Below are 21,714 nucleotides of genomic sequence, written 5' to 3'. Positions count from 1 at the left end.
ATAAATTGAGACCTCTTTCATATGGAAAGCAGGTCTCAATTGCTTTTCCCTGAATTTGAATAATAATGTTTTAGTATGTAAAGAGCTCGGGCAAAGACGTCAGTCAGGGAAATAAATATGAATTATTGTAAGAATGTGTTTGCACTATTGGTTGCCGGGTCGCTATTAACGGCATGTGGCGGTGGTGGAACGGATATCAGTGGAGGCAGTTCGGGGAGTTCAACCGGATCATCTGGTTCTAGTAGCAGTTCTGGGTCTTCTGGTAGCACGACGACCGCTACCACTGCATATGTTTTATCTGTTGAAACATGTAGCAATTCAACGGCGACAGCGTGTAATGGAATTACAGAGCTGTCATTACAAAATACAAACTATGTAGTGGCTCGACTGGTTAATTCAAGTGGTCAGCCTGTGTCTGGAAAAGTGGTCACACTGACTACAGACAGAGGCACAATCAAACCCTCATCTGGAAAAATCACAGATACTAATGGGTATGCTGTATTTTCTCTGACTTCAACAAGTCTGAGTGATGCAGGGGAACTCAGCAACATAATAGCCAGCAATACCAGTGCAACTTCAATAACTGATTCTATTCCGTATGGAAGTAATGCCAATTTAGCATTTACATTTTCATCTGATGTTTCGACCTTGGCTCAAGGTGCGACCGCTGCCCTGAGTTTTACTGCGACCTTAAATAACCAGCCCTATAAAACGCCTGTTACTATTAATTTGACTTCTGCGTGCTTATCAGCAGGTAAAGCTGTAATGCCTACCTCTGTAACGACGGATAGCAATGGAATAGCTTCTGCCACATATAAAGGTGTGAGTGCGGATGGTTCGTTGGCTTGCTCTGGTGCAGATGTTATTGAAGCCACTCTGGCTTCTGATAATACCAACCAGCATCAATTGACAATAACAAACCAATTAGCACCGAGTAGTACGATCATAGCGGCTACACCTTCGCCCGAATTTATTACCTTACATGGATATAATGGTGCCAGTTCACGAATAACATTTACTGTCAAAAATAGCGAAGGCACAGCAGTACCTGCACAGACGGTGAATTTGTCATTTGCTTTACCCAATATAACATCCAATGGATATAGTCTGTCGCCCACAACGGCGCAGACAGATAGCAATGGCCAAGTTACCGTAACTGTAAATGCAGGTTCGATTCCTGTTCCTGTAGCAGTGAAAGCATCTCTCCCAAATACAAATATTCAAACAGTTTCCTTGCCAATTGCAGTCGGTACTGGCTACCCAGATTCTGATAGCTTCAGCTTTTCAGCGGATGTTTATTCTATTGAAGGGCGTAGCTACGATGGTGCAACCGCTAAAATTACTATGCGGTTAGCAGATCGCTTTAATAACCCGATCCCTGATGGCACAAAAGTATACTTTACTACGGAAGGTGGTTCTATCCAGGGGGATTTGACGGACGCGGCAATTGGTTCAACACCTGACTGTATTACCGTGAACAGCAGTTGTACGGCTACGTTGACATCAATGAATCCTCGTCCTAGCGATGGACGAGTGACTGTTCTGGCATACACGGAGGGGGAAGAATCCTTTGAAGATCAGAATGGGAATGGCATTCTTGATGCGGACGATTATGTGAACGGCGTTTTGCTATTTGATGACTCGAAGAGCCCTGGTTATATCAATACCATTTATTATGTAAATAATTCGGGGGTTAGCCATGGAGACAGTGAACCTTATCTAGATGTTAACTATAACGGTAAATATGATGCTGGTGAGCCATTTGTTAACCTGAATACGAATTCGACATGGGATGATGCTGATGGCATATATCATGGATTAGCTTGTGATGATACGCTGGTTAGCACTGGTGCTTGTGTGCGGCAAACCGTACAGCTGTATCATAATGCGGAGTTTATTTTTAGTTCTATTGCTGATGGTTCTCATATTTATTTGGAACAATGGGATGCGAATAATAATAAATGGGTTTCAACCACGGGTCCGTTGGATGTATCAGTAACGGGTTATTATCGTTTTCTCCCAGTCAATATTGCTGCGGACAATACAACATACAACCCCTTACCAAGCGGTGCTCAAATTAGTGTGACGACAACTAATGGGGGTGAAATTGCTGGCGAAATTCCTGCTGCATATGCAGGATTGCTGTCTCAGGAAAGTACTCGATATATAAATCATTCACAAGATATTAATGTATCGCCATTGTCCGATCTTAAAGGCAAGATAGATAGTAGTGCTACCAGACCTTATTATATCTATTTTAGTGTCAAGCCAGAGACTACACCCAATAACAAAACAACAGGTACATTGACTATTAGTGCTACTACTGCAGCGGGTAGTTCGACAGGCGCAGGTGGTTCCATCAGTCAGCCGTTTACTGCGAATGACAAGAGTTAGTGATTAACTGTAAACAAAAAAAGCGAGCCTTCCGCTCGCTTTTTTGTTTACAGGCTGACAGTACAGTATAAGCTAGAGATATATAACCAGAGCTTGAAGAGAGATAAGAATGACAAGCGAAAATCAAAATTATACCAGTCTTGAACAAGCGTTTTCGCTTGGTAATGGTCAAGATTCTGCCTTGAATTGGTTGCGAAAAAGTCACACCACGGTGGCAATTTTCTTAGTCAGTGGTATTAAGCTGGAAGGTGTGATCAGTGGTTTTGACCAATATAGCGTATTGCTTACTGATGCACACAATAATCAACAAATGATCTATAAAGCGAAAATCTCAACTATTGCGCCTTTGGGTAGCAGAGTGAGCAGCAATACCTTCCAACGCAGACGGCCTCCTCGTTATCAGAATGAAAATTCGGATGCATCGGGTTCTTCTGGTGGTAATAGTGATTCAATATAATTAGGAATATGAGGGATATTTGAGTCTGATTCGTTGATTCAGATATCCCAACGCTTTATGGTTACTCAGTCATACTTATTTGATGAATGAAATTTGTTTGCATCAAATAAGGTATAAGTGTTCCAGTCTGGTTTGCCTTCCCGAATTAGCACACAATCCATTTGTGCCTCATGAGCGGCTTGAAGACCAATATTGGTATCTTCAAAGACGAGACATTGTGATGGTTTCACGTTGAGTTTAGCTGCAGATAATAAGAACGTATCTGGATGTGGTTTATGGTGCACCACGTCGTCAGCGGTTGTAATTATTTGAAAATAGGGATGTAGCTCGTTATTGGCGAGAACAATATTGGCACTTGTGCGCGTAGACCCAGTGCCAATCGCCAGAGGGCGTTGGCGAAATAGTTGAACAACAAGCTCTTTCATCGCAGGAAATACGACAGACTGGGCGATCACGCGTTGATAATAATCAGCTTTGATTTTTGTCACAGCATCCAGATCGAGCTGAATATTTTGGGTTTCTGCAACTAATTTAGCTATTTTCCGACTTGGAACGCCGCCCAGATTGTAAAACCAATCAGGATCATACTCAAAACCATATAAAGTTGAAGCATGTTTCCAGCCGGCAAGATGTAGAGGCATCGAATCAACTAAGGTGCCATCCAGATCGAAGACAAACCCGTCATATCTTGCTAGTAAATCTTCGATTTGCATGGCTAAATACCTTTATAGTGGATTAAATCAGCTCTAATTGTTCCATTACCTGACGAATACGCTGCTTAGTTGTATCACTGAGCGGCATGATTGGTAGGCGACATTCTTCAGTGCACAAGCCTAACAGTGAAGCAGCATACTTTGCTCCTGCTGGGCTTGGTTCTGCAAACATGGCTTGATGTAGTGGAATTAATTTATCCTGCAAATCGCGTGCTTCTTCCCATTTACCTGCTGCAGTCAAATTTTGAACTTCCGCAACCAATTTGGGTGCAACATTGGCTGTCACTGAGATGCAACCTGTACCACCACTGATGTTATAAGCAACAGCAGTAGCATCTTCACCGGATAACCAGATAAAAGGTTTCTTAATTAACTGACGTTCAGCCCAAGGGCGGGCCAGGTCGCCAGTGGCATCTTTAACGCCAATGATCCGCGGCAGTTCTGCTAAACGGGCCATTGTTGCTGGTTGAATATCAACAATAGCTCGCGCCGGAATGTTGTACAGAATAACGGGAATAGCTGTCTGATCGTGCAATAACTTAAAGTGCTGATATAAACCTTCCTGATTGGGTCGGTTGTAATATCCCGCTACATGTAACGTGGCATCAGCCCCTGCAAGCTCAGCAACTTTAGTATATTCAATAGCTTCAATTGGATTGTTTGAGCCAGCGCCAGCAATAACAGGCACTCTTCCTGCGGCTTGTTGTACGACAATTTCAATAACGCGACAATGCTCATCATGCGTTAATGTTGGGCTTTCGCCAGTGGTACCAACAGGCACAATGCCATGTGTGCCTTGTTCAATATGCCAATCAACCATTTGGCGTAATGCTGCTTCGTCCAGTTGGCCATCCCGAAACGGTGTAATCAAGGCCACAATAGAACCGTGGATCATACAAACTCCTTTTAATCTTAAAATTCAACAAAAAAACCCCGATCCGCTGAGCGTAACCGGGGTTTATAAACAGGGCATTAACAAGTTGGTTACGCGGAAACGAACACACCCAGTTTGGAGGCATGTTTCAATTGTTTTCGGACGATAAACCACTTGGTCATAACACTAATCATCAGGATGACAATACTATGAAGAACATAGTTCTGTATCAGAAGCTAAAAGTCAAGCATTCCTGCTGATCTGAATCATAATTAATGCATAATTATGTTTTAATTATGGTAAATAATGCATTTGTGACGGGTGGCATTTTCTGGTTTTACAAGCTTCTTGTACGAAATGTTAACGGTTTTATATTTATTCAAGTAAAATACAACTTGAACAATATGCCACCCTCAGCAGTTTGGTTGCTATAAAGCGAGGTGTGCTGCATAATTCCCCGTCCAGTTTCTAACGTAAGGTACTGTTCTCTTGGTTCCCGTTGTGTCAACGGGCATTCGTTATTTTAGTGAAAAAATAGACAGACAAAATGGCTGAAAAACGCAATATTTTTCTGATTGGCCCTATGGGGGCAGGTAAAAGCACCATCGGCAAGTATTTGTCGGAAATGTTGCATATGGATCTCTATGACTCAGATCAAGAGATAGAACGTCGCACCGGAGCAGATATCGCCTGGGTTTTTGATGTTGAAGGGGAAGAGGGCTTCCGCAAACGGGAAGAGCAGGTGATCAGTGACCTGAGTGAATTGCAAGGTATTGTGCTTGCAACCGGTGGTGGTGCCATAAAAAGTCCTTTGACCAGAAACCGCTTATCAGCTCGCGGAATCGTTGTTTATCTGGAAACGCCAATTGAAAAGCAAATTGCCAGAACTCAACGAGATAAGCGTCGCCCATTACTTCGTACGGAAGAACCGCCTCGGGATGTATTAACTCGTTTAGCAGAAGAACGCGAACCTATGTATCGTGAAATTGCTGATTATGTAGTTCGGACTGACGAGTTAACAGCTAAACAAGTCGCGACTCAAATTGTTGAGTTATTAGGGCTTTAACTATAAAAGATATATGGAGGCTGTAGTGGAGACGTTAACAGTTAATTTGGCCGAACGTAGTTATCCTATATATGTTGGCGCCGGATTGCTGACATCTTCTGCGTTGTTTGCTCCGCATATTGCTGGGCAACGCGTCATGATAGTGACGAATGATACAGTCGCTCCATTATATCTTGATAAACTTTGTCAGACCCTGTCTGGTTATCAAGTTGATACGCTGATTTTGCCTGATGGCGAGGCACATAAGACGCTTGCCTCATTTGACTTGATTATGTCCGCTTTACTCGAGGGTACTCACGGTCGGGATACGACGTTGATTGCCTTGGGTGGGGGCGTTGTTGGTGATTTAGTTGGTTTTGCAGCTGCATGTTATCAGCGTGGAATTCCTTTTATTCAAGTACCAACGACCCTGTTGTCACAGGTTGACTCCTCTGTCGGTGGAAAAACGGCAGTTAATCATCCTCTTGGCAAGAATATGATCGGTGCATTTTATCAGCCCAAAGCCGTTATTATTGATATTGATTGTCTTCGTACATTACCTGTTCGCGAACTTGCAGCAGGGATGGCTGAAGTTATCAAATATGGCATTATTTGGGATGCTGATTTCTTCGATTGGTTAGAACAGCATATGCCGGATATTCAAGCGTTATCGCCTGAAGCATTGTCCCGAGTCATCCTTCGCTGCTGTACGATCAAGGCTGATGTTGTTGCTCAAGATGAAACTGAAACAGGGGTAAGAGCATTACTGAATCTTGGCCATACTTTTGGACATGCCATTGAAGCTGAGCAAGGGTATGGCAACTGGCTGCATGGTGAAGCCGTAGCGGTTGGTATCATTCAAGCTGCAGAGACATCATTACGACTAGGTTTATTATCAAGTGATGATGTCTCACGAATCCGAACCGTGATAAAAGCAGCCAATTTGCCTGCTACAGCACCTATGAATATGACATATGATAATTATATCCATCATATGTTACGTGATAAGAAAGCAAAAGCAGGAAAACTGCGACTGGTATTGCCATTGGCTATTGGTCGTGCCGATTTATTTACTGACGTGGAGCAATCTGTGCTTCGTGCAGTTATTGATGCGACACACTGAATGTGACATCAACTGAATATTTATTATTACCTACCCAAACCCAACTCGTTTCACGTTTAAGACAACTGGTTGGGTTTTCTTCATCATTCATCTTTTTATCTGGTTCAAAAGGTACCGGAAAGACATCTGTTGCTCAGTTATTATTAAACGAGCTGGATGCTAATTTTCGAGTAGGTTACGTTACTCTGAATGAAGGCGTAGATCTGCTGCGCATCAGAGAACAGATCGTTTTGCAATTTGCTCCTGGTGCCGTATTTGATTCTGCTGATTTATTAGGTGAAACATTAGACAGACTGGTTTCCGACCTGAGCGTTCCGCGTGTATTGATTGTGGATAATGCTGATTGCCATAACCCTGAATGGATATTTGAGCTGTGGAAGTGGCTTATTCATGTTGATCAGCAACATCCAAACCACAAAATTAGTATTTTACTGATCGGAGCCAGTGAATTTTCTGAACATCTGGCGCAACATTTAAAAGGTAGAGCTCAGGCTGCGTTAGAAATTGATATTGAACCCCTGACTCTCAAAGAACAAAAGAAACTGTTGGTGTACTGCCTGCAGGACGGAGATGTCTCCGCAGCTCAGGGCGAACAAGCTCTGGCTCTCCTGGCTAATAGTCAGGGTAAGCCTGGTGAGGTGGTAGCAATTGCGGAGGCTTGTATGGATAAAAAATCATTATTGTCATCAGGGAAGTTCGATTTACCGGTCAATAAAATTGTGGCTGGTGTGGCTGTTGTGGCTGGTGTCGTCTTATTGCTCAGTTGGATCATTCCTTCTTTATCTAAAAAGGATGCGACTCCTGTAACCGGGGCTTTGCCTGAACGTCAGGCCATTGCTCTCGCGCCAAATACATCAAGTGCTGCCGTGTCTACTTCTGTCGTTTCAAGTGCTGCCGTTTCATCGCCTGTTGCCATTCAACAAGAGGGCATTGTGTCTGGGGCTGATACGGTCGGTTTAGATGCCGAACAGCCTGCAGATGATAATAACAAGCATCGAGTTGTTATTAGCGACCAGGCTATTCAACAAATGTCTGCCAATCAACCTGTGACGGGTAATGTCGTCGCGACAAGTTCGGCCAGTGGGTCTGCGGTGACATCGTTAAATCAGCTCAAGCCCATTGTAAATGAGATTAAAACTGAAGATTCCTCAGCGGTCTCTTCGCCCAAAGTCGAACCTAAACCGAAGAAAAAAGCGGTTTCACATACAACTAAGCCGGTTATTAAACACAAAGTACAAAAAACAACGCCTCCGGTTACAAAGAAATTAGTCGAACCAGCCGTTAAGGTGCATAAAGCTGAACATACTAGTGTAGCGGCTGCGGGTAATGGATTTGCATTACAGCTTGTTGCTAGCAGTAATCCGGCGGCACTGAAGAAGTTGGCTATGAGTAATGGGTTACAAACCAAAACTCAAGTGTATAAAAATCAATCGAGTGGTATGTATGTACTTATTTATGGTGAGTACAGCTCTGCAAAGGCTGCAAAAGCGGCTATTGCCGGATTACCTGCTGCATTAAAAAATATGAAACCGTGGCCTAAATCCTATGCTCAGATCCATAAAGAGCAGGGCAAATAAGCAGAGTTGAAGTTGAATGACCCCAAGAGATATCCCTTTATTCTGCTTTAATTTAATTCAGACGCAGTCGACTCATACTCAGAGCTATCCTGCGTCATGAAAAAACAACGAGCATTTTTAAAATGGGCTGGTGGTAAATACAGTTTAATTGAATCGATTAAACAATACTTACCTACAGGTAAGGTATTGGTTGAACCCTTTGTGGGGGCCGGCTCTGTCTTTCTTAACACTGACTATGATGCATATTTACTGGCTGATATTAATCCAGATTTAATTGCACTGTATAATTTATTGAAATCAGAGCCTGACTCATTTATTCGTATTGCTAACAGCCTGTTCAATGAACAAAACAATCAACGAGACCGTTATTTTCAGTTACGTGACGAATTTAACATGACCGTTGATGCGCAATGGCGAGCTGCTTTATTTTTGTATTTGAATCGACATGGTTATAACGGATTGTGTCGTTATAACCGAAAGGGTGGCTTTAATGTACCCTTCGGTCGTTATAAAAAACCGTATTTCCCAGAGGCAGAATTATGGTTTTTTGCTGAAAAAGCACAAAAAGCGACTTTCGTCTGCCAGTCGTTTATGGATACCTTTGCCATGCTGGAACAGGATCATGTGGTGTATTGTGATCCACCGTATGTTCCCTTATCTGCCAGTGCGAGCTTTACCAGTTATGCAGCTAAAGGTTTCAGTGAAAATGAGCAGCGTCATCTGGCCGAGTTGGCTTGGCAGGCTGCAGCAGAAAAACGAGTGCCAGTATTAATTAGTAATCATGCAACTGATTTGACTTACGATCTCTATAAACACGCTTCATTGCATGAGTTACAAGTTAAAAGAACAATTAGCCGTGCCGGGCATACCCGCCAGCGGGTTGCAGAATTGATTGCCCGTTATGAACCACACCGACTGGCCAAAAAGGCCGGATAACTTAAAGACTGATGAATATGAAACCGTATTTGATTGCACCTTCAATTCTTTCTGCCGATTTTGCTCGTCTGGGTGAAGACGTTGCTAATGTCTTGACGGCTGGGGCAGACGTTGTCCATTTTGATGTAATGGATAATCACTATGTACCTAATCTGACGATTGGTCCGATGGTTTGTAAGGCACTGCGTAATTACGGCATCACAGCTCCAATTGATGTGCATCTGATGGTGAAACCCGTAGATCGTATCATTCCTGATTTTGCTAAAGCCGGTGCATCGATCATTACTTTTCATCCGGAAGCATCAGAGCACATTGATCGTACCTTGCAGTTGATTAAAGAGCACGGTTGCCAGGCTGGTCTAGTATTGAATCCGGCTACCTCATTACATTATCTGGATCATGTCATGGATAAACTGGACGTGATTCTTCTGATGTCAGTTAATCCGGGCTTTGGCGGTCAGAGTTTCATTCCAGCAACATTGGATAAATTACGCCAGGTTCGCCAGCTGATTAATGCCAGTGGCCGCGATATTCGTCTCGAAGTGGATGGTGGTGTAAAAGTCGATAACATCCGTGAAATTGCCGAAGCGGGTGCTGATATGTTTGTTGCCGGTTCGGCGATATTTGATCAGCCGGATTATGCTGCTGTCATTGCCAAAATGCGTCAGGAACTGGATGCTGCGCATGCCTGAGCTGAATGAAGTCAAAGTTATTCTATTTGATCTTGATGGGACACTTATTGATAGTGTTCCTCAGTTATATATGGCTGTTCAGTCAGCGTTAGACGTCAATCAATTATCGTCTGTTTCATTGGAACAGGTTCGTGAGTGGATTGGTAATGGTGCGGATGTATTGCTGAAACGCGCCATGAGTCGCCAATATCATTTTAATGATATTGATGAGGCGTTGTTCCAGAAGGTAAAAACGGATTTTAATAACCACTATCATGCCGGTATTGATAAAAATTATTCACTGTATCCGGCTGTTCCGGAGACTTTATCTGCATTGGCAAAAGCGGGTTATACCATGGCAGTGGTAACGAATAAACCAGATGAATTTGTTCAGCCATTATTAAAATCTGCAGGAATAGCTCAGTTTTTTGCATATACATTAGGCGGTGGTCGTTTATCACAGAAAAAACCAGATCCCATGCCGTTGTATTATGTCTGTGAGCAATTCAGTGTAAAACCGACCGAAACATTAATGGTTGGTGATTCTAAAAACGATATTCAGGCTGCAAAAGCGGCAGGTATTCCAGTGGTGGGTCTCAGTTATGGTTATAACCATGGTGAGCCGATTGAAAATAGTCAGCCAGACTGGGTACTGCATCGCTTTGATGAATTAACAGCGTTACTTAACGCTGAAATAAGGAATTGAAATGGCAAAACCAATTGTATTGAGCGGAGCTCAGCCTTCAGGACAATTAACCATTGGCAATTATATGGGTGCCTTACGCCAATGGGTTCAAATGCAGGATGACTATGACTGTCTGTATTGTATTGTCGATTTACATGCAATTACGGTACGTCAAGATCCGCTGGCTTTACGTAAAGCCTGTCTGGATACAGCTGCTTTATATTTGGCTGTTGGTATTGATCCTGCGAAAAGCACGGTATTCATGCAATCGCATGTACCACAGCATGCCGAATTAGGTTGGATATTAAATTGCTATACACAAATGGGCGAGTTATCCCGGATGACGCAATTTAAAGATAAATCTCAGCGCTATGAAAATAATGTCAGTGTTGGATTATTTGATTATCCGGTATTAATGGCTGCTGATATTCTGTTATATCAGGCAAATCAGGTGCCTGTAGGACAGGATCAAAAACAACATTTAGAGTTAACGCGTGATATTGCATATCGCTTTAATTCACTCTATGGCAATGTATTTACGACACCTGAGCCATTTATTCCGCCACAAGGTGCGAAAGTAATGAGCCTGCAGGATCCGACCAAGAAAATGTCTAAATCAGATGATAATCAGAATAATGTCATCGGTTTATTGGAAGATCCTAAATCCATTACCAAAAAACTGAAAAAAGCGGTGACTGATTCTGAAGATCCTCCGGTTGTTCGCTTTGATATTGAAAACAAAGCCGGAGTGAGCAACTTATTAAGTTTGATGCATGGTGCCACAGGGCGTTCAATCGCTGAGTTGGAAGCTCATTTTGAAGGTAAAATGTATGGCCATCTGAAAACAGAAGCTGCGGAGGCTGTAGTGGCTTTACTGGAGCCAATTCAGCAGCGTTATCAGGCATTGCGTGCGGACGAGTCGGCATTGTTAGCTATTTTGCAACAAGGTGCCGAGAAAGCGCAGATCCGTGCTGATGAAACAATGCGTAAAGTATTTGATGCAATTGGTTTTGTGAGTAAGCGTTAATTATTATCGTGCCGGATTAGTTATAACAATTAATCCGGTGTAATTCTTCTTTAAATAGTGATATTGAAAATTATGGTTTCTAAAAAGCAAGATGACATATCAGAGCCCCAAGATGATTTAGAATCAAAAGATCTATGGCTGCGTAAATTTCGAATGGCCAAAACACCACAAACATTAACACTCATGGTTGAACGAGCGATTGATCAATACCATCAAAAACCATCGGTATTGGGTGCGATATATTTGGCTGAATGTCAAAGAGAACGTGAATTAGAATCGGGCATATTATTAAATCGTTAATAGTCGGTATCTTAAATAATACTAGCTAAATAATGTACCTTGTTAGACAATATTACTCATTTCTGCTTTCAACAGATGATGATTTTCTAGGGTATATTTATGAATAAAACGCTTAGTTGTATCGGTGTATCACTCGTTCTCCTGTTAGCTGGCTGTTCCGGATCCAGTGGTGTCTCTGAGCAATATCGTTATACCCCGCCGACCGCCATCCCTGTTCAAACGAATACTGAAGTCAATGTGCCTTATGATTTACTATGGGGTCGAGCGCAGCGTTGGCTGGCTGAAAAAGGTTTTGAGGGCCAAGGTGAGGTAACGGGTGGTGTTCTCTCTGCATCACAAGAAAGTTATGCCGATGGGCTGCGTTATTTAGACTGTGGTAAAGGTGGCTCGCGTGTCAGTATTGAGCAACCAGCGGTCAAGCTGAATATTATGATCACGCAGAATGCGGATAAAGCAGTTGCTTCTATTAGTTTGAAAGGAACAACAACCGTCTCTTATATTGAAGATAATAACGAGAAAATTGCCGCGCCTTCAGTGACTCCGGTTTGTGTTTCTAATGGCCAATTGGAAGCGGATTTCTTGAAATATATCAATCACTAATCTTTATTGCAGATAATCCCTGAACAAAAAAGAAAAAGCCGTTGTCTTATTCAGCAACGGCTTTTTAATTTCATTAAACACCAAGTTTAGAGTGATATTCTTTCATCAGATCTTTCAGTTTAGCGGCTTCAGCTTTCGCTTCTGGTACTTTACCTTCATCAGCTAATTTGCTAACCACATCCACTTCATCAATAAAGGCTTTCATTCCTGCTGAAAAGGTTTTGCGGGCTTCGCTATCAGCTGGCTGTTTGGCCATCCCGCCAGGTACACCGGATTGTGCTTTCACGGCTGCAGCACGCAATGTGGCTAAGTCATTTTTCAAGCTGGCAGCATCGGTATCTTTCATCACCATGCGGAAGCTTTTCCCCATTTCCTTCATGGCTTCACCTACATCGGCACCAGCAAATGCAGGAGCGATTAAGACAGCATATGAAAGTAATACAGAGGAAATCATGGTTACACACTTGTTCATTCAATACTCCTTGGAAAGGGATGCTTAAATACAAATTTAGATTACATGATAAAGATTAATTATTCGTTAACAATTTGTAGCGGGTTAGAGAATTCGTGAAAGCAATATTATTTACAATTTATTGATAGTTATTGCCATTGCTTGTTATTCTTTTGATAGTTTAAATCTATCAGGATGCAGTATGAATTTACGGGATCTGGAATATCTGGTGGCACTGGCGGAACATCAACATTTTCGTCTGGCAGCAGAAGCTTGTTATGTCAGTCAACCTACACTGAGCGGGCAAATCCGTAAACTCGAGGATGAGTTGGGCGTGGTTTTGCTGGAGCGTACCAGTCGTAAGGTGTTATTTACTGCATCCGGACTCCAATTAGTGGCACAAGCCCGGAAAGTGCTGGAAGAGGCGCGGTTATTAAAGGAGATGGCGCAGCAGCATCTGGAAGAGATGGCGGGGCCTTTACATATTGGTTTGATTCCAACCGTGGGGCCTTATTTATTACCTCACATTATCCCGGCTATCCGTCATGAGTTTCCGGAGTTAGAAATTTATCTGCATGAGGCACAGACTCATCAAATCGTGGCTCAGTTGGATAATGGTGAACTGGATTGTGCGTTATTGGCATTAGTGAAAGAAACAGCTTCGTTCATTGAAGTGCCGGTTTTTGATGAAAGTATGTATCTCGCCATCACTGCGGATCATCCGTGGGCACAGCGTACACACATCGGCATGAATGAGCTTGCCGGGCAGCAATTGCTTATGCTGGAGGATGGTCACTGTCTGCGTGAGCAAGCGTTAGGTTTTTGTTTCGCTGCCGGGGCCAGAGAGGATACGCATTTTCGTGCAACCAGCCTCGAAACATTACGCAACATGGTCGCTGCGGGGGCGGGGATCACGTTAATTCCGAAACTGGCTGTGCCGCAGGAAAAGATACGGGATGGGGTTTGTTATCTGGCTTGTCAAGATCCTGAGCCGAAACGCACGGTCGGATTGATTTACCGACCGGGTTCGCCATTGAAGGCGCGTTATCAACGTCTGGCTCAGTTATGTCAGCAGCAATTACAGACGCCGCTGATGGCCTCAATCAAATCATAGTGACATGGGCATAACGCGATTACGCCCCAGTTGTTTGGCTTTATAGAGTTGCATATCGGCCCGATGCAGTAGCGATTGATAGTTATCTCCGGGCGTATATTCAGCGACACCAAAAGAGGCGGTGACACTGTTGAGCCGCTGATTGGTATTTTTATCCATAATGCTTAAGCGTTCGATGGCGCGTCGCAGTGATTCGGCAAATTGGCGTGCCACCATCAGTTTGCGGTTGGGAACAATCAGTGCAAACTCTTCACCACCAATACGATAAAAATGTTCGCCATTCTTACAGCTCTCGTCCAGTCGACGGGAAATGGCTTTAAGAACCTGATCACCAAACATGTGCCCGAAGTTATCGTTGATGTTCTTGAAAAAGTCGATATCGAGCATGACGAGACAGAATGATTTATCTAACGCAATCCAGGTATTGATTTCTTTGTCAAAGGCGCGGCGATTTAACGTGCCAGTCATGGCATCTTCATAAGCTTCTTTACGAATTTGCTCAATACGATCTTTTAATTCACCGATTTCTTTTTCCGCATCGGTTAATTGGTCTCGGAAAAAACGCGTACTTTGTCCAATTTGCTGTGAGTTTTTGACTAACTCTCTGACAAGAGAAATCATTTCATCCAACGACAGACCATCATTGTCTATCGCAGAAAGCTTGGCGAATCCTTTTTCAAGAACCTGATGGAAGGCTTCGGCATCGATTCGCGTATCTTGCATCGTGACTTGTAGCTCAGTCGCTATGGCTTCCAAACTGTGTTTAACTTGTTCACTGTTGCGTTCGGTATCTTGTGCCAGATGCTGTTGGTACAGCCGTTCACTGGTGACAGCGGAGCAGATCCCGGTTTCGGAAATGGAGCGATCAATAGCCTGATTTAACTGGGGATTCGTTTGTGCAACATAGGTGTACCAAAGCGCATAATTGGTTGGTGTCGTCGGGATTTGGTACTTAATCATCAATGGCACAGCCTGTTTCAGGTTGGCTGTCGATTGTGCAAACTCATCCATAGGCATCTGCTCGTACTAATTACTAATCACGACTAACATAGCATAGTTACCGCTCGAGCGAGCTGTATTCCTGACAAAAACGAGCTGATTTCGCTATACTCATCATGACTTTATTTATTTGCCAATGGCAGGCCACTCTATGTCCCCCAAGGATCCTTTCGCCGCACGCGAAGCTGAAAAATATGAAAAACCAATAGCAAGTCGTGAACTCATTCTGGCATTGATTGAAAAAAATGGTCGCCCGATGTCACGGGATGAGATCGAAAAAACACTGATGCTGGAAGATGAGGAACTGCTGGAAGGGCTTCGCCGTCGTTTGCGTGCGATGGAACGCGACGGACAGTTGGTTTTCACGCGAGGCCGTACTTATGCCTTGCCCGATAAACTAAATCTGGTGAAGGGGTATGTCATCGGTCATAAAGATGGGTATGGTTTCCTGCGACCTGATACCGGTGGTGCCGATTTATTCCTGAATCAATGGGATATGGCCAGCCTGATGCACGGTGACTATGTGTTGGTGCAACCAACCAAAACCGATGCCAAAGGACGCCAAGAAGCCCGACTGGTGCGTCTGCTTCAGTCACGCGATATGGATCTGGTGGGACGCTATTTTGTTGAAAACGGCGTCGGTTTTGTTGTGCCGGATGATAACCGCATTATTCAAGACATATTGATTCCGCCCGATGCGACGTTAGGTGCTCGTCAAAGTCAGATCGTGGTGGTGAGAGTGACACAACGTCCTACTGGGCGTCTAAATGCGGTCGGACAGATCCTGGAGGTGCTGGGGGATAACATGGACCCAGGGATGGAGATTGATATTGCCATCCGCAAATTCGGCATTCCCCATGAATGGCCTCAGGAAGTGCTGACCCAGATTAAAAACCTGACCGAACAGGTGCCGGAGGAAGCCAAAGCGAATCGTGTTGATTTGCGGGAATTACCGCTGGTGACGATCGATGGCGAAGATGCCCGTGATTTCGATGACGCAGTATTTTGTGAACGCAAACGCAGTGGCGGCTGGCGACTGTGGGTGGCGATTGCCGATGTCTCTTATTATGTGCGTCCGGGAACGGCGCTGGACCATGAAGCACATAATCGTGGTAATTCGGTTTATTTCCCGGAATTTGTTGTACCGATGCTGCCAGAGGTATTGTCGAACGGGCTGTGTTCGCTGAACCCACAGGTTGATCGTCTGTGTATGGTTTGTGAAATGACCATTTCAGAAGCGGGGCGTTTGTCCGGATTCAAATTCTTTGAAGCTGTGATGAATTCTCATGCCCGACTGACCTACACCAAGGTGGCGGCTATTCTCGACGGTGATATCAAGCTTCGGGAACAATATGCGGCACAGGTGCCTCATCTTGAAGAGTTGCACAAACTCTATTTAGCGTTAAGAACTGCCCGCCATCAGCGCGGCGCGGTGGAATTTGAAAGTGATGAAACCCGGTTCATCTTCAATGCGCAGCGTAAAATCGAACGGATCGTGCCACTGATCCGCAACGATGCCCATAAGCTGATTGAAGAATGCATGATTCAGGCAAACGTGGCTGCGGCGAAGTTTATTGAAAAACAGGAAGCGGAAACGCTGTTCCGTATCCATGACAAACCGGGTGAGCTGAAATTGGAGACCTTCCGTCAGTTCCTGGCGGAATTAGGGCTGGAGCTGAAAGGTGGCGATGAACCTGAGCCGATGGATTATGCGGAATTAGCGGCGCAGGTGCAGGATCGTCCGGATGTGGAATTGATTAATACGATGCTGCTGCGTTCAATGCAGCAGGCGCAATATAGCGCTGATAACATCGGCCATTTTGGTCTGGCATTGAAATCATATGCGCACTTCACGTCGCCAATCCGTCGTTACCCGGATCTGTTGCTGCACCGTGCGATCAAATATGAGCTGGCGCGTCAGGAGGGGAATCCCAAAAACAAATGGACGCCGACAGGCGGTTATCATTATTCCTACGATGAAATTGCACCGATGGGGTTGCAATGTTCAATGACGGAACGCCGGGCAGATGATGCGACCCGCGATGTCGCGGACTGGCTGAAATGTGAATACATGCAGGATCATGTGGGGTCTGAGTTTGATGGCGTCATCGCCAATGTGACCTCATTTGGCTGTTTCATTCGCCTGGCTGAACTGAATATTGATGGTCTGGTGCATGTCTCATCACTGACCAATGATTACTATCAGTTTGATGCAGCTCGTCAGACGCTGATCGGCGAGAACTTCCGCCGGGTTTATCGCCTTGGCGATAAGGTTCGGGTCAGAGTGGTAGGCGTGAATCTGGATGATCGGAAGATTGACCTGATGCTGGTGGAAGATCCGTTGGTCTTTACGGGTAAGGATGCCAAGAAAAAGCAGAAATTACTCAGTGATATCCAAGGGAAACGGGAACGCAGCAAACAGCGGAAAGCGACGAGCGAGCAGGAAAAACCAGCCGGTAAGGATCGTAAACAAAAAGACAAACATCGTGCCGGAGCCAGTGATAAAATTGAGCGTTCACGGTCGGCCAAGAAAAACGATCGTAAAAAACGTCAGGGAAAACCGAAGAAATGAGTAGCGAATTGATTTACGGGATCCATGCGGTGAAAGCGATGCTGGAGGTGGCTCCGGAGCGTTTTCTTGAGGCATGGGTACTGAAAGGGCGTGATGATGATCGTCTGCAACCCTTGTTAGCCACGTTACAGCAATACGGTGTCAGCATTCAGTATGTGCAGCGTAAAACGTTAGATGACAAGGCAGAAGGTGCTATTCATCAGGGCATCATCGCGCGGGTGCGCGAAGGGCGAAAATTGGATGAGTCTGATCTGGATAGCATTCTGGAGAAAGAACAGACACCCTTTTTTCTGGTACTGGATGGAGTAACAGACCCGCATAATTTGGGGGCCTGTCTGCGAACTGCGGATGCGGCTGGCGTACATGCGCTGATCGTCCCGCGGGATAAATCAGTGAGTCTCACCGGGACGGCCAGGAAAGTGGCATGCGGTGCGGCGGAAAGCGTTCCGTTTATCCAGGTCACCAATCTGGCCCGTACGTTGCGTGAATTAAAAGAGCGCGGTGTCTGGGTTGTCGGTACGGCTGGCGAGGCTACCCATGATGTTTTTGCCGCCAAATTAACCGGGCCGCTGGCATTGGTGATGGGGGCCGAAGGTGATGGCATGCGCCGACTGACGCGCGAACATTGCGATGAATTGATCAGCATTCCAATGGCGGGCGCTGTTTCCAGTCTGAATGTGTCGGTAGCGACAGGGGTTTGTCTGTTTGAAGCGGTCAGACAACGTAGCCAGTAAAAATAGCGTTAAGCGATAAAAAAAGAGGCTGGTATACACCAGCCTCGAACATGTCACCCTTCAGAGGAGGAAAAAGGGCGGGTCTACAGAGCTCTGCTCAACATTTCATACTTATAAATATAACGCTAATGATAATTATTCTCAAATTTTATTTACTGCTTCCTGTCTGCTTGATTGCACCTTGCTGGTGAGTTGGCTGGCATAAAATGTTTACACGTCTCTCTTTCTATTCTCCGGTCGTCATAGTGGGTTAATCCGTATCTCTTGTTAGCATGGCGGCGGTTATGTTTTATGGATGAAAGAGATGCCCGTACAACACAGTTGGTTGGAAGATATGCTGGCGATGCTGACCGCAACCGGTTTGATTTCGCTGGGAATTGTTTTCTTTAACCAACCCGGATTGGTCGTCGGCGGAACTGCCGGTTTAGCCCTGTTATTACATAAATTGCTGCCATTTAGTTTTGGACAACTATTTTTTACACTGAATATTCCTTTTTACTGGTTGGCCTGGAAACGCTTGGGTGGGCTTTTTGTTCTCAAAACCCTGCTTTCAGTCTCTGCCGTTTCTTTTCTGGGGGATCATTTACATCAATGGATGCAATTTCACACGGTCCGGCCGATTTATGCGGCACTGATGGGAAGTGCGTTAATTGGTGTGGGCTTGTTGATCCTGTTTCGGCATCGCGCCAGTTTGGGTGGGTTTAATATTCTCTGCTTGTGGTTACAGGAACATTATGGCCTGAGCGCCGGTAAAGTGCAGATGGGGTTGGATTGCACCATTGTGCTTTCATCTGCGTTTATTACCTCTTGGTCTGTCCTGCTGCTTTCAGTATTTGCTGCTGTCATCGTCAATGTGGTTTTGGCAACCAACCATAAACCCGGTCGTTACAATACTGCCGCTGTATAAATCCTTTCTTTTCCACCTCAGCAGGCAACCAGCCTGCTGGGTGGTGCGCGAATTTGAAACCTCTGTGCCTGTTTAGTAGTTATTTATCTGGCTTGGCTCATATATTGCTTTGTTGATGAACATAAAAGTGCCATGAAACTAGGGTTTTATGGAGCGAATAGCACGTTCAGCAGAGAGTTCATCCATGAAAATAAAAACGCGAATTTTGTTGGCTATTATTGGTATCGGCGTTTTGCCTCTTATTAGTGCAACAGGTGTGATCAGTTATTCCATTTCCGATCAAATTAATCATGCGCTTTATGATCAGGTCACCGCTAAATTGGTGGCGGTGCGAGAAATGAAACGCGACCAACTGAATAGTTATTTTGAGAATTTGAAAACCATTACCCAGAGTATTGCCATGAATTCACATACGGTGACAGCCATGCGCGATCTGGCTAATGGTTTTGATTTGTATGTGGAGCCGGATGAGCAGGAAAAGCAAAGCATCAGCACCTATTATCGGGACGTTTTCTTAAAGCAGAATCAGCAGATTGACCCCTCAGTTAAAGCCGAAACCATCAATAGCTATTTAGCCAGCCTCGACAAAGCCTCTCTCTTTTATCAGGCGCGGTATATCAGCCAGAATCCTAATCCGCTGGGTTCAAAACAGCTTTTGGATCAGGCAGAGAAGAAAGGGAAATTTGCCGCGCGCTATGATGTCTATCATATGACCTATCACCCTGAATTGAGACGGATACAGCAGGAGTTTGGTTTTTACGACCTGTTTCTGGTGAATAACGATGGGCGGGTGGTCTATTCCGTTTTCAAAGAGCCGGATTATGCGGTGTCACTGGCGGATAGCCAGTTAAAGAATTCAGGGCTGGCTCAGGCATGGAATTCGGTGCGCTCCGCAAAAGCCGGAACTGTCTTTTTGACGGATTTTGCACCTTATTTCCCCTCTTCAGGTACACCGGCAGCTTTTATGGCATTGCCTATTTTTGATGGTGACGTGCGAGTGGGGTCGCTGATCATCCAGGTTTCTCAGGCTCAAATCACCAGAGTCATGACCAGTAATCAGCAATGGAATAAGGTTGGGCTGGGTAAAACCGGCGAAGCCTATCTGTTGGGTAGTGATAGCCGCTTGCGATCAGAAAGCCGTGGTGTGTTGGAAGAACCGGGCAGCTATTTTAAACAAATAACTGCCGCAGGCGGACAGGATCACTTAGAACAAATTCGGTTACGCAAAAGTGCAGTCGCGTTACAACGAGAAAATTCACTGGCGGGAGAACGGGCATTAGCGGGTCAATCGGGTGTGGTCACCATGGTGGGCTATCTGGGGCAGGATGTTATTGCCGCTTACGCACCGATAAATGTCATGGGACAGCACTGGGGGATCATTTCTGAGATTTCAAACGACGAAGCATTTACCGAAAAACAGAAAATTCTGAGTTCCATTGCTGAGCACAGTGTCGTGATTGCGCTGATAGTATTAATCATCGCCATTCTGTTTGGTCTTACGATGTCCCGGCGTTTAATTAATCCGTTACGTGAGCTGGTGGATTCCTTCCAGGAGTTGGCGAAGGGAGAAGGGGATCTGAACGTCCGTCTGGCCAGTGCCCAGCGTTCGGATGAAATCGGGGAGCTGTCTACCGCCTTTAATTCGTTTATTTCCAACATTCGTGGCGTTGTGATCGAGGTGTCAGGGGCTGCCACACAGCTGGCTTCGGTTTCGCATGAATTGCAAAAGCAGACGCATGATGTCTTGCATGGCATTTCAGGACAGCGGGGTATGACACAAACCATAGCCAGTGCGATGACGGAATTTGCGGCCTCGATCGATGAGGTGGCCCGCAGCAGTCATGAGACGTTCAACGCAATGAGCGTTGCGGATCAGGTGACGCTATCCGGTGCTGATAATGCGCAGCGTTCAGCAAAAGAGATCGAACATTTATCAGAGGAAACCAAAGAGTCAGCCCAGGCGATGAGCTATCTGAGTCAGCAAATCGACGAAATCAGCGGCGTGTTGGATGTCATCAATGGGATCGCTTCGCAGACCAGTTTGCTGGCGCTCAATGCGGCGATTGAGGCGGCGCGTGCCGGTGAACTCGGCCGTGGTTTTGCCGTGGTGGCGGATGAGGTGCGTTCGCTCTCATCGCGTACCCAAAATGCCACCGTGGATATTCAGCGGAAAATTGAATTGTTGCGCAGTGCGGCTGACGAGTCGGTCAATAGGGTCAATTCGGCGATGAATAATGCCGGTGCCAGCATCGAACTGGTTCGCCAGACGTCGGCTGAAATTCAGCAGATCCGGCAGTTGGTCAGCGATGTGCAATCGATGCATGCCCAAATTACGTCAGCATTAAGTGAACAGCAAAGTACCGTCAAGGAAATGGAAAGTAATGTGACGGATATTCACGAGTTGTCTGAATCCACGGCGGCTCACACGACGCAAACGGCGAATCAGGCTCAGCAATTGCAGGTTTTGTCGGATCGTCTCAGTGAGCTGGTCAAACGTTTTCATACTGAATAAGCCGGGCTGCATATAAAAGCATT

The 21,714-nt window shown here is 45.1% G+C and carries 20 protein-coding genes; 16 read left to right on the top strand and 4 right to left on the bottom strand.

Annotation, left to right across the window (positions count from 1 at the left end; all coding sequences use genetic code 11):
* Positions 1 to 117: 117 nt before the first annotated feature.
* Together H027_RS0104885 and hfq are read left to right on the top strand one after the other, a co-directional pair.
* Positions 118 to 2,394: an Ig-like domain-containing protein gene (locus H027_RS0104885; protein ID WP_024871405.1), complete on the top strand. Its 2,277-nt coding sequence runs from the start codon at positions 118 to 120 to the stop codon at positions 2,392 to 2,394.
* Between the two features lie 109 nt (positions 2,395 to 2,503).
* The gene (gene hfq / locus H027_RS0104880; protein WP_024871404.1) at positions 2,504 to 2,851 is read left to right on the top strand and encodes an RNA chaperone Hfq; all 348 of its coding nucleotides are present in this window, start codon (positions 2,504 to 2,506) and stop codon (positions 2,849 to 2,851) included.
* A gap of 65 nt (positions 2,852 to 2,916) precedes the next feature.
* On the opposite strand, the gene H027_RS0104875 is transcribed toward hfq, so the two are convergent.
* Together H027_RS0104875 and dapA are read right to left on the bottom strand one after the other, a co-directional pair.
* Positions 2,917 to 3,564 carry an HAD family hydrolase gene (locus tag H027_RS0104875; RefSeq protein ID WP_024871403.1) on the bottom strand — a complete coding sequence of 216 codons (648 nt, stop codon included), beginning with the start codon at positions 3,562 to 3,564 and terminating at the stop codon, positions 2,917 to 2,919.
* 22 nt (positions 3,565 to 3,586) lie between these two features.
* A complete protein-coding gene (dapA, locus tag H027_RS0104870; RefSeq protein ID WP_024871402.1) occupies positions 3,587 to 4,459 on the bottom strand; it encodes a 4-hydroxy-tetrahydrodipicolinate synthase in 873 nt (290 codons plus the stop codon).
* Positions 4,460 to 4,985: 526 nt separating this feature from the next.
* On the opposite strand from dapA, the gene aroK reads away from it, so the two are divergent.
* From aroK to H027_RS0104825, 9 genes are all read left to right on the top strand, one after another.
* Positions 4,986 to 5,504 (top strand): shikimate kinase AroK, encoded by a 519-nt coding sequence (aroK, locus tag H027_RS0104865; protein WP_024871401.1) that lies wholly within the window; start codon positions 4,986 to 4,988, stop codon positions 5,502 to 5,504.
* A gap of 25 nt (positions 5,505 to 5,529) precedes the next feature.
* Positions 5,530 to 6,606, top strand: a complete 1,077-nt coding sequence (aroB, locus tag H027_RS0104860) for a 3-dehydroquinate synthase (RefSeq protein ID WP_024871400.1) — start codon at positions 5,530 to 5,532, stop codon at positions 6,604 to 6,606.
* Between the two features lie 2 nt (positions 6,607 to 6,608).
* The gene (locus H027_RS0104855) at positions 6,609 to 8,183 is read left to right on the top strand and encodes an SPOR domain-containing protein (protein WP_024871399.1); all 1,575 of its coding nucleotides are present in this window, start codon (positions 6,609 to 6,611) and stop codon (positions 8,181 to 8,183) included.
* Between the two features lie 96 nt (positions 8,184 to 8,279).
* On the top strand, positions 8,280 to 9,119 hold the full coding sequence (locus H027_RS0104850) for a Dam family site-specific DNA-(adenine-N6)-methyltransferase (protein WP_024871398.1): 840 nt from the start codon (positions 8,280 to 8,282) through the stop codon (positions 9,117 to 9,119).
* A gap of 17 nt (positions 9,120 to 9,136) precedes the next feature.
* The gene (rpe, locus tag H027_RS0104845) at positions 9,137 to 9,811 is read left to right on the top strand and encodes a ribulose-phosphate 3-epimerase (protein ID WP_024871397.1); all 675 of its coding nucleotides are present in this window, start codon (positions 9,137 to 9,139) and stop codon (positions 9,809 to 9,811) included.
* The gene (locus H027_RS0104840; protein ID WP_024871396.1) at positions 9,804 to 10,496 is read left to right on the top strand and encodes a phosphoglycolate phosphatase; all 693 of its coding nucleotides are present in this window, start codon (positions 9,804 to 9,806) and stop codon (positions 10,494 to 10,496) included. The genes rpe and H027_RS0104840 overlap by 8 nt, the downstream gene beginning before the upstream one ends.
* A gap of 1 nt (position 10,497) precedes the next feature.
* Positions 10,498 to 11,502 carry a tryptophan--tRNA ligase gene (gene trpS, locus H027_RS0104835; RefSeq protein ID WP_024871395.1) on the top strand — a complete coding sequence of 335 codons (1,005 nt, stop codon included), beginning with the start codon at positions 10,498 to 10,500 and terminating at the stop codon, positions 11,500 to 11,502.
* 72 nt (positions 11,503 to 11,574) lie between these two features.
* Positions 11,575 to 11,802, top strand: a complete 228-nt coding sequence (locus tag H027_RS0104830; protein WP_024871394.1) for a hypothetical protein — start codon at positions 11,575 to 11,577, stop codon at positions 11,800 to 11,802.
* A 99-nt stretch (positions 11,803 to 11,901) separates the two neighbouring features.
* Positions 11,902 to 12,402 carry a hypothetical protein gene (locus H027_RS0104825; protein ID WP_024871393.1) on the top strand — a complete coding sequence of 167 codons (501 nt, stop codon included), beginning with the start codon at positions 11,902 to 11,904 and terminating at the stop codon, positions 12,400 to 12,402.
* Positions 12,403 to 12,475: 73 nt separating this feature from the next.
* On the opposite strand, the gene H027_RS0104820 is transcribed toward H027_RS0104825, so the two are convergent.
* Entirely contained in the window at positions 12,476 to 12,874 is a 399-nt protein-coding gene (locus tag H027_RS0104820) for a cytochrome b562 (protein WP_024871392.1), read from the bottom strand.
* A gap of 181 nt (positions 12,875 to 13,055) precedes the next feature.
* Between H027_RS0104820 and oxyR the strand changes: the two genes are divergently transcribed.
* On the top strand, positions 13,056 to 13,967 hold the full coding sequence (oxyR, locus tag H027_RS0104815; protein WP_024871391.1) for a DNA-binding transcriptional regulator OxyR: 912 nt from the start codon (positions 13,056 to 13,058) through the stop codon (positions 13,965 to 13,967).
* On the opposite strand, the gene H027_RS0104810 is transcribed toward oxyR, so the two are convergent.
* The gene (locus tag H027_RS0104810) at positions 13,962 to 14,984 is read right to left on the bottom strand and encodes a GGDEF domain-containing protein (RefSeq protein WP_024871390.1); all 1,023 of its coding nucleotides are present in this window, start codon (positions 14,982 to 14,984) and stop codon (positions 13,962 to 13,964) included. The genes oxyR and H027_RS0104810 overlap by 6 nt on opposite strands.
* A gap of 133 nt (positions 14,985 to 15,117) precedes the next feature.
* On the opposite strand from H027_RS0104810, the gene rnr reads away from it, so the two are divergent.
* The 4 genes from rnr to H027_RS0104790 all read left to right on the top strand — a co-directional run bounded on the left by rnr (position 15,118) and on the right by H027_RS0104790 (position 21,691).
* Entirely contained in the window at positions 15,118 to 17,538 is a 2,421-nt protein-coding gene (gene rnr, locus H027_RS0104805) for a ribonuclease R (protein WP_024871389.1), read from the top strand.
* Complete coding sequence (gene rlmB, locus H027_RS0104800) at positions 17,535 to 18,272, top strand: 23S rRNA (guanosine(2251)-2'-O)-methyltransferase RlmB (protein WP_024871388.1); 738 nt, start codon at positions 17,535 to 17,537, stop codon at positions 18,270 to 18,272. The genes rnr and rlmB overlap by 4 nt, the downstream gene beginning before the upstream one ends.
* 304 nt (positions 18,273 to 18,576) lie before the next feature.
* Positions 18,577 to 19,179 (top strand): YitT family protein, encoded by a 603-nt coding sequence (locus H027_RS0104795; RefSeq protein ID WP_024871387.1) that lies wholly within the window; start codon positions 18,577 to 18,579, stop codon positions 19,177 to 19,179.
* A 184-nt stretch (positions 19,180 to 19,363) separates the two neighbouring features.
* On the top strand, positions 19,364 to 21,691 hold the full coding sequence (locus H027_RS0104790) for a methyl-accepting chemotaxis protein (protein WP_024871386.1): 2,328 nt from the start codon (positions 19,364 to 19,366) through the stop codon (positions 21,689 to 21,691).
* Positions 21,692 to 21,714 lie beyond the last annotated feature (23 nt).

This window comes from Tolumonas lignilytica (assembly GCF_000527035.1).
GTDB lineage: Bacteria > Pseudomonadota > Gammaproteobacteria > Enterobacterales > Aeromonadaceae > Tolumonas > Tolumonas lignilytica.
Note: the sequence above shows the minus strand (reverse complement) of the source record. Positions and strands in the feature narration are given on the sequence as shown.